This is a genomic window from Streptomyces sp. NBC_01320, assembly GCF_035974375.1.
Taxonomy (GTDB): Bacteria; Actinomycetota; Actinomycetes; order Streptomycetales; family Streptomycetaceae; genus Streptomyces; species Streptomyces yanii.
Genome location: NZ_CP108390.1, coordinates 1,097,851 through 1,111,195, shown reverse-complemented (window position 1 = coordinate 1,111,195; position 13,345 = coordinate 1,097,851). Strand labels below are relative to the sequence as shown.

Below are 13,345 nucleotides of genomic sequence, written 5' to 3'. Positions count from 1 at the left end.
CGGGCGGAGGTGTCCGAGTAGTCGGTTCGGGAAACGGAAGCGTCAGTCCCTGGAGTCCGGCCGGGCCGGGCTGGCGGCCGGGAAGTCCGGCCCGAGCAGCCGTGTGCAGCAACTCGAAGCGCAGATGGCCGACTTGACGCAGGCGTTGGGTGAGGCCGCGGTCGAGCTGCGGGTGTGGAAGAAGTCCGCCGAGGGTCGGCCGGATCCTTCGAGGGCCTCGAGATGATCCGCGTCGAGGCGGGCAGGCCGACCGCGAGGTTCTGCCGTCCGATCGGCGTGCCCGCGCGCACCTGAGCGCGTCCGCGATGCGGCGGCGAGGTGCACACACCTGAGGGCGCGATGGTGAGCTGGGACGCCGCTCACGGCGGTGGGAGGCGATGCCTCTCCCGGGGCTACGCCCTCGTGTCCACAACGGGCTGATCGTCGGCGGGTTCCGGCCCGGGCGTTCGGCAGCCTCGCCCAGGAGGGATTTACAGGCGCTCGATCTCAAAATGCTTGCGCCGTCGCGCACCGTCGTACATATTGTGAGACCAGGCGTTTCAGAACGGTGGGTTCTGGCTGACGCGGACGTCGATGGTGACACCCAGTGGCCCGGTGTCCCCACCAGCCCAACGAGGAGACACATGTTGCTCCCGATGCGCCAGGAGATGCGGTGACCGAGATCGCCGCCACGGGCGCGGATCAGCAGGACACCGCGCTCGAGGTGCGCGGCGTGGGTCAGAGGTACGGCGCGAACCAGGTGCTCAGCGACATCGGTTTCACGCTGCGACGCGGCGAGCTCCTCGCGACGGTCGGCCCGAACGGCGCCGGCAAGACGACGCTCTTCAACTGCATCACGGGCGTCTCCCGGCCCAAGGCGGGTTCGGTCCTCATCGGCGGGACGAACATCACCGGCCGGCGTCCGTCGGCCATCGTCAAGGCCGGGGTCGCGCGCACGTTCCAGCACCTGGCGTTGTTCGAGTCCCTGACGGTGCGGGACAACCTCCTCATGGGGCGCCGGCACGCGATGCACCCGGGACCCATCTCGACGACGTTGCGGCCGCTGCGCGCCCGGCGCGAGGAGGCCGAGAACCGCGAGGTCGTCGCGGACCTCATGGAAAGGTTCGCGCTGACCGGGGTGGCTGACCAGCTCGTCGAGACCCTGCCTCATGGTGTGGGCAAGGTCCTGGAGCTCGCCCGAGCCGTGGCGATGGAGCCGTCGGTGCTCCTGCTGGACGAGCCCGTTGCCGGGCTCAACCCGGAGGAGTCGCTCGAGTTCGCCGAGCACCTGAAGGTCATTCGCAGCGAGCGCCCCGATCTCGCGATCCTGCTCATCGAGCACGACATGCCCCTGGTGCTGACCCTCGCGGACCGGGTGCTCGTGCTCAACTTCGGCCGCGAGGTCGCCACGGGCACGCCATCGGAGATCCAGCAGGACCAGCGAGTCATCGACGCCTATTTGGGCCGAAGGAGCAAGGCATGACCCAGGCAGAGATCATCCAGGCGCTCGTATCGGGCCTGGCGCTGGGCGCCAGCTACGCGTTGCTGGCAGTCGGCGTCGTCGCGGTGTACTCGGCGACCGGGATCCTCAACTTCGCCCAGGGCGCATTCGTCCTCATCGGTGCGTACACGACGTACCAGGTCGGCGTGGTCTGGGGGCTGCCGTTCCTCTTGGCCGTCCTCAGCTCCCTCGTCATCGGAGCGGCGCTGTCGACGCTGACCGGGATGACGCTCCTTCGCCGATTCAGCAAGGACGCGCACTTCCCCGCCGTGATGGCGACGGTCGGCCTCCTCTTCCTCGTCCAGGCGCTGGCCGCGGGCGTGTGGGGCGACGAGGCTCGTGACCTCGGGGATCCCTGGGGCCTGCAGATCGTGAAGGTCGCCGGGGCCGTCCTGGCGCTTTCGGACGTGTGGACGATCGCGACCGGCGCCGTGCTCCTCATCGGCGTCTTCGCCCTCATCCGGTTCAGCCCGATCGGCCTGGCGATGCGTGCCACGGTCAGTGATGAGGAGGCAGCGGTGGCCCAGGGGATCAGCACCCGGTCGGTCACCGTCTTCGCGTGGAGTCTTGGAGGTGCGCTCGGGGCCGTCGCCGGCATCCTCCTCGCCACTGGCGCGTCCGGGGTCAACAGCACCTTGAGCGTCGCGGCGTTCGCCGCGCTGCCGGCGATGGTCCTCGGCGGCATCGACTCACCGTTGGGCGCACTCGTGGGCGGGCTCTTCATGGGAGTGGCCCAGCAGTTCGCGATCCTGCTCCAGCCGTCGGTGCTGGAGCCGCTTGGCGCAGGATTCCCCGGGGTCCTTCCCTACCTGATCCTCATCGTGATGCTGGTCGTGCGGCCCCAGGGCATCTTCGGCACCCAGTCCGTGCGGCGTTTCTGAGAGGGCAGGCATGATTCAAGAGCTTGTGGACACGAAGACGACGCCCTCGCAGGGGCGGCCCCGGTCGGGGCGGCGCGCACGACCGACCCAGCGATTCGGCAAGCGGGCGCTGCTCCTCGCTCTCGCCGTCGTCTACCTCGTGACCCCCTTCATCGTCCAGGACTACTTCCTCTTCCTCCTCTCCTACAGTGCGGTCATCGCACTCGCCGGCATGGGTGTGGTCCTGCTGGTCGGACGCGCGGGGAATGTCTGGATCGCCCAGCCGTTCTTCATGGGCCTCGGGGCCTACCTCGCCGTCGCGCTCGCCGACCGCTTCGAGACGAACTTCGTCGTGATCGCCCTCGGAGCCATCGCGTTGACGGCCGTGGTCGGGGCAGCGACCGGCTGGCTGGCCGTTCGGCTCGGAGGACTCGAGCTGGCGATCGTCTCGTTCGGGGTCGTCATCATCGGTGACTACCTCGCGCGACAGCTGAGCCCGCTGACGGGTGGCTCCGCGGGTACTGCGACCTCATCGGTCGAGATCGCCTTCGGCCCGATCAACTTCGAGCGCCTCGGGTCCTTCTCGGCCGAACAGGGCCTCTTCTGGGCCACCTGGGCCGCGGCCGCCGCCTCCTGTGTCCTCAGCACGTTCCTCATCCGCCGAGCGCCGGGCCGCACCTGGGTGGCGCTGCGTGACAACGAGCGGGCCGCCGAGGCCATCGGGGTCGACGTGCGACGGGAGAAGATCGGGGTCTTCGCGCTCGCCAGCGCCTTCGGCGGACTCAGCGGGGCGCTGCTCGCCGGCCTCCGGGAGTACGTCGCGCCGGAGGACTTCAGCTTCACGATGGTCACGTTGCTTATGGCGGTGGTGATCGTCGGGGGGGTGACCCGGCTCGCGGGCGCGGTCGTCGGAGCGCTCATCGTTCCCGGGCTCGAGTTCGTCGTCTCCACCTTCTCGGACAGCCCCGCGCTCGACTGGTTGATCAAGAGCACTGCGGAGGACAGCGGGTTCTTCACCGCCGGCTCCTTCAACCTCTTGGTCTTCGGCGCACTGATCCTGACGGTGCTCCTCGTCGAGCCGAAGGGCTTGATGGGCAGCGCCGCGCGGGCAATTGACTCAATGAAGAAGACGGCTGGCCACCAGTCCGTCCGCGATGAAGGAACCAGCACGTGATGCTCTCCACCAAGAAGACCATGCTCGTGGCGCTCGCCATGAGCACCACCCTCCTCGCCGCCGCGTGCGGTCGAGGTGACTCCGGAGGCTCGGATGGCACAGCGGCCACGGTGCCCGGGTTCGACGGCAAAACAATCAGCCTCGGCGTCCTGCACGTGACCTCTGGTCCGGCCGCTTCGTCCTTCGCCCCCATCGGCGCCGGCGCGAAGACCTACGTCGACGCCCTGAACGCGCGCGGCGGGATCGCCGGCAAGTACCCCGTCAAGCTGGTCACCCGCGACACCGCCTACGACCCGTCCAAGACCGCCCAGGCGTACGAGGCAACGAAACGCGACGTCACCACCTACGCCCTGGTGACGGGAACCTCGACCACCGACGCGGTGATGCCACAGGCGAACAAGGACGACATCCTGATATTCAGCGCGTCGGCGGACGGCAAGTTCTTCCACCAGAGCCATGCCATCTCGATCGCGATGCCGGCGCAGAGCCAGTTCCTCAATGGGGCCGAGTACCTCATCAAGCGCGACGGCAAGGACCAGAAACTCTGTTCAGTCGCCACCGAGGGGCCGCGGTTCGAGACGGCGACCGCAGTCGTCGACTACGCCGAGGAGACCCTGGGCATCTCGACCGGCCCGTCGCTGGCCGTGCAGCCCGGTGTGAAGCCGACGACGCAGGTCCAGCAGCTCAAGAAGGCCGGCTGCGACATGGTGATGATGAGCACTGCGCAGATCCCGGAGGCCCCCGACCTGCTGACGGCGGCCAATGAGCAGGACTTCGAGCCGACCTGGATCGCCAACGCCGGATCCTGGGGACCGTTCCTCAACAACGGTCCGCTGTACGACTACACCACCAAGCACATGGTGATCATCACCGAGGGACTCCCATGGGGAGCGGACAGCCCGGGGATGAAGCAGCTCACCGACGACCAGAAGAAGTACGCCCCAGATGCCACGCCGTCGGTGGGCTTCCTCTGGGGCTACAACCAGCTGGCGGCGGTCGAGGCCGTGCTCACGAAGGCTGCCGAGGACGGCGACTTCTCCCGCGCGGGCATCCTGAAGGCAAGTGAGTCGCTGACCTCCTTGGACCTGGCCACCTACTACCCGCGGTCGTGGGGAGCCCCGGCCGACCGCGGTCAGCACGAGCAGTACTGCGTCCTGGTGCCGTCGAAGTCGGGTCCAGGCGGGACCAAGGAGGTTGCGTGCGACCAGAAGGTTATCCCCGAGGTCCTGAGCTTCCCGTATCCAGAAGGAGACTGACGGTGGGGGCGAGTGCCATATCGTCGGGGCCGGCGGAGCTGCGCATCGAGGACCTGACGGTCGCCTACGGCCCGCGCAGCCCGGCCGTGCAGGGACTGTCAGCCCACGTGCCCGCGGGGACCACCCTTGCCCTCCTGGGCTCGAACGGCGCCGGCAAGACCACGGTGATGCGGGCGATCACCGGGCTGCTCGGCCAGCACGGCGGTCGGATGGTCTCCGGGTCCATCAGCCTTGACGGGGTGGACATCACACAGTCCACCCCGGCACAGCGGGTCCGGCTTGGTCTCGCGCAAACGATGGAGGGGCGCCGCATCTTCTCGGAACTGACCGTCGAGGAGAACCTCCGCACCGGAGCCTGGGCTCGTCCCGACCGGCCAGGTGTCGCCAAGGAGCTCGCCGCCGTCTTTGATCGGTTCCCCGAGATAGCCGATCGTCGTAAGGACAAGGCCGGGTACCTGTCGGGTGGTCAGCAGCAGATGATGGCGATCGGCCGGGCGCTCATGGCCCGGCCGCGTCTCCTGCTCATGGACGAGCCGTCGCTCGGCCTGGCTCCCAAGCTCGTCGACCGCGTCGCGGACATCATCGAGAAGATCGCCAACGAGGGCACGACCATCGTGCTGATCGAGCAGAACGTCGCCATGAGCCTCGCCGTGGCCGAGTACGCCATCGCGCTCGAGGCCGGGCGGGTGGTACTCGAGAGCGAAGCGGCTGCCCTCGCGGAGGACGACCGAATCCAAGCGGCCTACTTTTCGGCGGTCAGCTCGACGTGGCCGAAGCCTGATCTGAGCTGAGTGACCACGCCACGTGATGGAGCTGAAGAGACGAACGGAGCGCGCGCGGACCCGGTCCGCGCGCGCTCCATCTCGTGTGTCCCCGGCATGGACGATCGCTTGGGGGTGGAAGTCCCCTGGAGATCGTCGTCCCGGAGGCTAGACGGTGACCATTCCGCCGTTGACGTTCAACGTCTCCCCCGTGATGTAGGACGAGTCGTCGCTCACGAGGAACAGCGCTGCCCCAGCGATCTCATCCGGCCTACCCAGTCGGCCCATCGGGATGGCGTTCACCATGGATGCCGGTGCGCGGCTCAGCATCGGGGTGTCTATCGCCCCCGGGGCAATCGCATTCACCCGGACGCCGCGGCCGGCGACCTCCTTGGCGACGGCACGGGTGAGCCCAAGCACGCCAGCCTTGGCAGCGGAGTAGTGGGCGAGGCCGGGCTGGCCCACCACCCCCGCCGACGAGGCGATGGTGACGATGGAGCCCGACTCCCGGGGCAACATCTCCCTCAACGCGGCACGGACGACGTTGAAGGTGCCCTCGAGGTTGACTGACGACAACCGGCGCCACTGCTCGTCCGTGAGGTGGCGAGTGATGTCGATCGGCTTCCCTTGGGACAGCTGCTCACCGATCAGCCGCTTTGCGGCGGGATCGTCGATCGCAGCGGAGTTGACGACGCAATCCACCGGGCCCAGATCCAACGTGACCTGCTGGAAAGCGCGGTCGACCTCCTGAACGGAGGAGATGTCGACGCCTACCGCTATGGCACGCGCGAGGCCTTCCGCGTACGCCCGCGCGCCTGCGAGATCCCGGTCGAGGACTGCGACGGAGGCACCCTCGGCGCTCAACCGGCGGCAGATGCCGGCCCCGATGCCGGAGGCGCCGCCGGTGACGATGGCCACCTTCCCTTCAAGCCTCACCCTGCACACCCTTCCTGGAAAGCCTCGGGACCACGACCGACGGGCATCATTACTGTCGTCATCGCCCAGCTCAGCTCTTCGTCGGACCGGCATCGGTGCCGCCGACCGATCCGCGCAGTGTCGCGACGGCGACGGCGGCGATAAGCGCAACGCCCTGGAACAGCGGACCGACCCAGAACGCGCCCGCCCCGGCCTGAAGCATGAGGCCCTGGATGCCGAAGGCCAGCGCGAAGTACGCGATCAACGTGCCCCAGACATTGGGGCGCTGCCGCAACTGCGACGCCCCGAAGAAGACCGCGGCGAGCGCGGGGAAGAGGAAGCCGGAGCCGACGTCGCCCGAGTAGGGACCGACGTACGAGGTGTACATCACGCCCGCGATCCCCGCGACGACTGCGGACGCGATGAGCGAGGTCCAGACGATCCGGTCGGTGCGGATGCCAGCGAGCCTCGCGGCCTCCTTGTTGCCGCCGATGGCGAACATCCGTCGACCGACCGGGGTGTGCTCGAGGACGAACCACAGGACGACCGCGATGACGACCAGGTGAATGGCGATGTAGGGGACCCCAAGCAGGTCGCCGTTGCCGAGCTTGGTGAAGAACTCCGGGAAGGGTGCAGCCAACTGCTTGTTCTGCGAGATGAACAACTGCGCGGCAGTGAGCACCGAGAGCATGCCGAGCGTGGCGATGAGGGAGTTGACCCGGAGCCTGACCACGATGAACCCGGTCAGCGCACCGATCAGCCCGCAGATCAGCACGACCAGGGGAGCGACCATGGCGACGCTCAAGCCGGTGTTCAGGACGAACCAGTTCATGAGCACGATGGTGAGCGAGAGCATCGCGCCCACCGACAGGTCGAACGTGTCGGCGGTCAGCGGGATGAGGAACGCTAGGGCGAGCACCGCCGTGACCGCTCCCTGGGTGAACACGAGCTGGGCCATCGGCACGGTCAGGAACTCGTCCGGCTTGAGGACACCGAAGACCATCATGAAGATCGCCCACAGGTAGAGCGCGCTGTACCGATCGACACCAGGCAGGAGTCGCGCCAGGGACAGGACGGAGCGCTGCGCAGGGACCGAACTCCCCCTGTCCACGGAGCTGGCTAGTGCCCTGGTCTCGGTGTCATTGGACATTGCGGGTTCCCATTTCGTGGTCGTTACTTCGAAGGCGTGAGCAGGCCGGCATCGATGTCTCCAGCGGTCATCCCGTCTGCCCGGTTCAGGGAGTGCACGACGTGGCCCTCGGACAGGATCAGGACCCTGTCCGACAGGCGCGCCAGTTCATCGCTGTCGGTCGAGACCAGCAGGACGGCCATGCCATCTGCGGCGCATTTCTCCATCACTTGGTGCATCTGCTCACGTGCCCCTATGTCGACCCCCATCGTGGGGTCGTCCAGGATCAGCACCTTGGGGTTCAATCGCAAAGCGCGTGCGACGAGAACCTTCTGCTGGTTGCCCCCCGAGAGGCCCGTGATGGCCGCATCCGGGCCGGTGGTGACGATTCCGAGCTTGTGGATCCAGTCCCGGACCTCCTCGCGCTCCTGTGAGGGGCGGATGCGCACCCCGGAGCAGTGCCGGCTCAGGTCGGAGATGGTCATGTTGCCCCGAACGCCGAGGTTCGGGAAGAGCCCGTATTGCAGGCGTTCTCCGGGGACTGACGCCAGGCCCTGCCCGAGCGCGTGGCTCACGTTGCCCGGGGCCAGCCGCTGGCCGGCCACCTGGACCTCGCCGGAGAACCGCAGTCGTCCGGTGAGCAGAGGTCCCAGGGCCTCTCGGCCCGAGCCGGTGATCCCTGCCACGCCCACGATCTCGCCGGACATCACATCGAGGTCGATGCCGCGCAGCTTGGCTCCGGCGAGCCCACTGACCCTGAGCAGGGGTTCCTCGTCCTGACCGGTGGGCTGGGCCATGCCGCGCTGCGCCTCGCCCGTGACCAGCTTGTGGCCGACGATGAGCTCTGTCAGTCGGTCGTGATCGACCTCGGAGCGGGGCAGCGAGGCGACGACCTCACCGTCGCGCAGCACGGTGAGGTGATCGGCGATCTGCAGGACCTCGTTGAGGTGGTGGGACACGATGAGCACCCCGTGACCGTCCGCGCGCAACCGGTCCATGCTTGTCAGCAGCGCACCGACCTCGTCCGGTGGAAGCGCCGCCGTCGGCTCGTCGAGCACGATCATGAGCTTTTCGTGGATCGAGTCAGCGAGGGCCCGCGCGATGGCCAAGGCCGTGCGCTCGGCCAGACCAAGGGCCCTGACCGGGGTGGACAGCTTCTCGGTGATCCCCATCCGTCGGAGGAAAGGGCCCACGAGTTCTGCGGTCTTCCCCCACAGGATCCGCCCGCCGAAGCCGGTCTGGTACTCCCGGCCGAGCATGACGTTCTCGAGGATGCTCAGGTCAAGGACGAGCCCGAGATCCTGGTGCACGAAGCGAAGGCCCGCCTCGCGCGCGCGTTCCGCGCTGCCGAGTTGGAACTGCTGGCCGTTGAGTTCGACGACGCTGTCCTGGTCCGGGTGGTGGTAGCCCGAGAGGATCTTGATGAGTGTCGACTTGCCCGAACCGTTCTGGCCGAGCAAGGCATGCACCTCGCCATAGTTCACCGTCAGGTCGACCGACTTCAGGGCGGCCTGACCGGGGAACGTCTTGGACACGCCCACTAACCTGAGCGGGCCGGCCGAGACCTGCACATCGTCCTCCATACTGCGTCTGTCCTTTGAGACTCGTACCGGTGGGCGCGATGAGGGACCGGTTGCCGTGCTCAGCCCCTCGCCGAATGGGTGCGTGCAAGGTGCGAACGACTACTTCACGTTCCAGAGCTTGATGAACTGGTCCTGGTAGTCGGTCGGGCCCTCCCACACACCCTTGGTCGGCGAGTCGAGCAGTTCCTGCGCAGCCTCGGGAGCGTCGATGATGGGCACCCTGATCGCCTGGGTCTCCTTCAGTTGGGTGCCGGTGGGAAGCTCCTCGACGGAAACGCGAGCCGCATAGTCCACGGCGCTCCACGGAACTGTGAGTGGAACGGCGTTCCAGGCAGAGGAGGTCCCATCCACCAGGGACTGCATCTGCGGCTGGGCCTGCGAGTTGCCGACGGTCTTCACCTTGCCCTCCAGCCCAGCCGTCTTGAGCGCCGGGACCACGCCGGTGAAGAGGTCGGCGATGCCGAGGTAGAGGTAGTTCGTCTTGGGGTGGGTCTTCAGGTGACTGACGATGGCTCCTGGTACTGCGCCGGATGCCATCTGGTCAAAGCTGACGTCGAGCGTGGTGAGCTCACAGGCCGGGCAGTTCTGCTTCAGTCGCTCCTCGCTGCTCTTCTGGACGAGGTTCAGAGACGGGAGGGTCGGGATGTTCACCATCAGGACGTTTGCCGTGCCCTTCGAGTCCGCCGTCATCCAGTCGGCGAAGTCCTGACCCTCGAGGACGGGGGACTCATCGTTGAAGAAAACCGCGGACAGGCCGTTGCCGTCCCTGCCGGTCGGCTTGTCCAGCATGTACGTCCCGATTACGACGATGCCCTTCTCCTTGGCCTTGGCCATCTGCGGACCGACCGCAGCCATGTTGAAGGAGTTCAGGATGATGTACTCGTTGCCGCCATCGATCGCTTGCTGGAGTGCTGCACCGGGTGTGGCCGACTTGGCGGTGATCACCGTGACATCCCATCCCAGTGCCTTCCCTGCCTCCTCGACGGCTTGGCCCGACGGCGCGCAGCCGGGTGCCTCGCAGTTCAGGTAGGCCAGCTTGACACCCTTGGGCGGTGACTTCGTCAAGGGCTCGGTCTGAGTGATCGTCTCAGGCAGGGCGGTCGCCTTGTCCACAGCCGCTTGCGCGGCCTCGAGGTTGGCCGATCTGCCTGCGTCGGTGTTCGTTTCCGTCGAGGACGACGAACACGCGGCTAGTGCGATCAAGGGGGTGACGACCAGCGCGGCCAGAAAGCGCTTTGGAAGCATGGCAGTCTCCGGTCTGAGCAGGGGGATAGAGGGAAGGACCAACAGGGGTGGAGGCAACAACGTGCTGGGGTTCGTCAGAATGCGAGTTCGTTGGTGTGAGACCGGCTCGACGCGACGTCGACGTGACTCGCCTTCCGCGACGAGCCGACAGGTCGAGAAGGCGTCCGGTCGACGCGTCAGAGCCCAAGGCGACCTTGGAGGTCCGCGACCTCGCCCGCGATGAGCTGGTCCACACCGGCCTCGACTTCGGGATTGAGGACCGGCTGCCCCGTGGAGCCCTCGGCGAACGAGCGCCCACCCTCGGGCGCAGCAACCGTGCGGCGGTGGGTGAGCTCATCGAACCCGGCCTTGCCGTGGTAGGCGCCGTAGCCGGACTGCCCGACCCCCCCGAACGGTGCGCCGGGGACGGTCTGGTGCGCGAAGCAGTCGTTGCGGGTCACGCCCCCCGACGTGGTGCCCCGCACGAACGCCTGGAAGTCGTCGCCGTCTTCACCGTAGTAGTAGGCGCACAGGGCCGCCGGGCGGTGCTGGATGTAGTCGATCGCCTCGGAGATGTCGTCATAGGGGAAGAGCGAAATCACGGGGCCGAAGACCTCTTCGTCGTTGATCTTCGCCTCTGCCGGGACATCGGTCAGGATCGTCGGGGGGATGAGCCGCTTGTCCTGCGAGGGCAGCGACTTGGCCTCGTCCGCCGCAACGACCTGGAGCTTCGTCGCACCCTTGGCGGTCGCGTCGTCGATCAGTGCCGTAATGCGGTCGTAGTTACGGTCGTTGACGATGGCGACGGCTGCGGGGTTGTCCAGGAAGGTCGGGAAGAGCTTGCGGAACTCTTCCTCGAGCTTGGTCTTGAACGTGTCGAAGTTCGCGCGTGGCACAAAGACGTACTCGGGGCAGGAGCAGACTTGGCCACCGTTCATGGCCCGGGCGATGGCGAGGCGTTCGGCCGACTGTTCGAGATTCGCGTCGCGCCCGAGGACGACGGGGTTCTTGCCGCCGAGCTCGAGGGTCACGGGGACGAGGTTCTTGGCCGCGGCGGACGCGACTGCCTTGCCCACTGCCGGCGAGCCCGTCAGGACGATGTGGTCCAGCGGCAGGGTCGAGAATTCCTTGGCGGTCTCGAGGCAGCCAAGGAGGACAGCCACCTCGTCCTCGGCGAAGTACTTCGCCACGGCCTGCGCGAGGACCCTGCCGGTGCGCGGGTGGTTCTCGGGAAACTTCATCATGACCCGGTTCCCCGCGGCCAGGGCGGCGAAGGCGGGGTGAATCGTCAGGCTGATCGGGAAGTTCCACGCGCCCATGACGCCGACCACGCCCTTCGGCTTCTGCTCGATGAAGGCCGGGGGAGGACCCTCGAGGACGACCGGCTTCATCCACTCGTCGAGGTTCTCCCGGTTGACCTTTGCGTCACTCAGCCAGGAGAGCACGTCGAACATCTTCGACAGGGCGACGGGCCGCCTGCCGTAGTCCTGCTCGAGGGCCTCGGCGAGAGGGTCGGCGGCCTCCAAAATGGCCAGCATGAGCCGGTCGATACGGTTGCGGCGTACCTCCGCGCTCGGGGGGCCCTCCCGGAGGAAGGCCTCGCGCTGGACGGCGAGGATGCGCTCCAGTTCCTCCTTGCTCACGTGCTCAGCGGCGATAGTCCCAGCGGTCTGCGTGCTCATGGTCTGATGCCCATCCTGTCTGGGAAAGCGGGGTGTGGGTCCGTGGGTGGCGCGCCGCGACACTGGCGGTCGCGTGGTGGGCCAGGCGTCGGACCTGTCAGAACGACGTGATGACCACTCGGGTGACACTCGGGTCGTGGAGGGCCTGGTAGCCCTCGTTCACCTGGTCGAGGGAGATCTCCTTCGACACAAGGTCGTCGAGGTTGAACCTGCCGGCGAGGTAGAGCTCGGCGTACATCGGGAGGTCGCGCTTCGGGACGGTCGATCCCATGTAGACCCCTTGAACCCGCTTCTGCATGACGACGGCCTCGATGTTGGTGAAGGCGAGTGAGGTCTCGGGGTTGATCGAGCCGATCAGGTACAGGCCACCACCCTTGTTGGCCATCTCCCATCCCTGCTTCGTCGCCTCCGGGAGACCGACGAAGTCGAAGACGGCGTCGGCACCGTCACCGGTGATCTCCTGGACGGCGGCGACCGGATCGGTGGCCTTCGAGTTCACGACGTGGGTGGCGCCGACGCGGCGCGCGGTCTCGAGCTTTTCGTCGGCGATGTCCACGGCGATGATCGTCGTCGCGCCCGCCGTGATCGCGCCGCTGATCGCGTTGAGTCCCACACCGCCGCAGCCGATCACGACCACGGCGTCACCCGCCTGTACCCGCGCAGTGTTGATGACCGCGCCAGCGCCGGTCGCGACCCCGCAGCCCATGAGCGCAGCCTGGGGGAATGGCATCCCGTCCGGGAGGCGCACCAGCTGGCTCTCATGGATCAGGGAGCGCTCTGCGAACCCGCCGAGGCCCATGCCCTGGAACAGCGGCTTGCTGTTGAGGCTGAGCCGTGGCGGCTGGTCGGCGCTGCGCAGGGTGGCTTCGGGGTGGCGGCACTGATTGATGCGGCCCGACAGGCAGCGGTCGCAACGACCGCAGTACTGGACGAGGCAGCCGACGACGTGGTCCCCGATGGCGAACTCCGTGACCTCCGGTCCCAGGCCTACGACGACACCTGCGACCTCATGCCCGAGGACGGAGGGCACCGGGAGACCGAGGTCGTACTGTGCCGCGGCCAGGTCGCTATGGCACAGGCCGGACGCCTTTACCTCGACCAGCACCTCGCGACCGATCGGGTCGGCGAGATCGACATCAGCAAGTGTGAACGGGGCACCGAATGATTCGACCACCAGTGCTTTCATGAAGACTCCTTCTGTGCTTCGGGACGCGCCGGCTGGGGCGGACCCATCCACGAAAAAGCCCAGTACTAGGGACTTGAGTACCTGCCGATCGGTCG

Annotated in this window: 11 protein-coding genes; 5 read left to right on the top strand and 6 right to left on the bottom strand. The window is 67.3% G+C overall.

Annotation, left to right across the window (positions count from 1 at the left end):
- Positions 1 to 652 precede the first annotated feature (652 nt).
- Genes OG395_RS05570 through OG395_RS05550 form a run of 5 tightly spaced genes read left to right on the top strand, consistent with a single transcriptional unit; the run spans position 653 to position 5,561 of the window.
- Positions 653 to 1,462 (top strand): ABC transporter ATP-binding protein, encoded by an 810-nt coding sequence (locus OG395_RS05570; RefSeq protein ID WP_327241878.1) that lies wholly within the window; start codon positions 653 to 655, stop codon positions 1,460 to 1,462.
- The gene (locus OG395_RS05565) at positions 1,459 to 2,361 is read left to right on the top strand and encodes a branched-chain amino acid ABC transporter permease (RefSeq protein WP_327241877.1); all 903 of its coding nucleotides are present in this window, start codon (positions 1,459 to 1,461) and stop codon (positions 2,359 to 2,361) included. The genes OG395_RS05570 and OG395_RS05565 overlap by 4 nt, the downstream gene beginning before the upstream one ends.
- 10 nt (positions 2,362 to 2,371) lie before the next feature.
- Entirely contained in the window at positions 2,372 to 3,514 is a 1,143-nt protein-coding gene (locus tag OG395_RS05560) for a branched-chain amino acid ABC transporter permease (protein WP_327241876.1), read from the top strand.
- The gene (locus tag OG395_RS05555) at positions 3,514 to 4,770 is read left to right on the top strand and encodes an ABC transporter substrate-binding protein (protein WP_327249255.1); all 1,257 of its coding nucleotides are present in this window, start codon (positions 3,514 to 3,516) and stop codon (positions 4,768 to 4,770) included. Before OG395_RS05560 ends, OG395_RS05555 begins: the two co-directional genes overlap by 1 nt.
- Before the next feature lie 2 nt (positions 4,771 to 4,772).
- Positions 4,773 to 5,561: an ABC transporter ATP-binding protein gene (locus OG395_RS05550; RefSeq protein ID WP_327241875.1), complete on the top strand. Its 789-nt coding sequence runs from the start codon at positions 4,773 to 4,775 to the stop codon at positions 5,559 to 5,561.
- A gap of 138 nt (positions 5,562 to 5,699) precedes the next feature.
- Here the strand turns inward: OG395_RS05550 and OG395_RS05545 are convergent, their stop codons facing one another.
- The 6 genes from OG395_RS05545 to OG395_RS05520 all read right to left on the bottom strand — a co-directional run bounded on the left by OG395_RS05545 (position 5,700) and on the right by OG395_RS05520 (position 13,250).
- On the bottom strand, positions 5,700 to 6,467 hold the full coding sequence (locus tag OG395_RS05545) for an SDR family oxidoreductase (protein WP_327241874.1): 768 nt from the start codon (positions 6,465 to 6,467) through the stop codon (positions 5,700 to 5,702).
- 70 nt (positions 6,468 to 6,537) lie between these two features.
- Positions 6,538 to 7,596, bottom strand: coding sequence for an ABC transporter permease (locus OG395_RS05540; protein ID WP_327241873.1), 1,059 nt, complete (start codon positions 7,594 to 7,596; stop codon positions 6,538 to 6,540).
- 23 nt (positions 7,597 to 7,619) lie between these two features.
- Entirely contained in the window at positions 7,620 to 9,110 is a 1,491-nt protein-coding gene (locus tag OG395_RS05535; protein ID WP_327241872.1) for a sugar ABC transporter ATP-binding protein, read from the bottom strand.
- Between the two features lie 147 nt (positions 9,111 to 9,257).
- On the bottom strand, positions 9,258 to 10,403 hold the full coding sequence (locus OG395_RS05530) for a sugar ABC transporter substrate-binding protein (protein WP_327241871.1): 1,146 nt from the start codon (positions 10,401 to 10,403) through the stop codon (positions 9,258 to 9,260).
- 176 nt (positions 10,404 to 10,579) lie between these two features.
- On the bottom strand, positions 10,580 to 12,064 hold the full coding sequence (locus OG395_RS05525) for an aldehyde dehydrogenase family protein (RefSeq protein ID WP_327241870.1): 1,485 nt from the start codon (positions 12,062 to 12,064) through the stop codon (positions 10,580 to 10,582).
- A 97-nt stretch (positions 12,065 to 12,161) separates the two neighbouring features.
- The gene (locus OG395_RS05520; RefSeq protein ID WP_327241869.1) at positions 12,162 to 13,250 is read right to left on the bottom strand and encodes a zinc-binding dehydrogenase; all 1,089 of its coding nucleotides are present in this window, start codon (positions 13,248 to 13,250) and stop codon (positions 12,162 to 12,164) included.
- Positions 13,251 to 13,345: the final 95 nt, after the last annotated feature.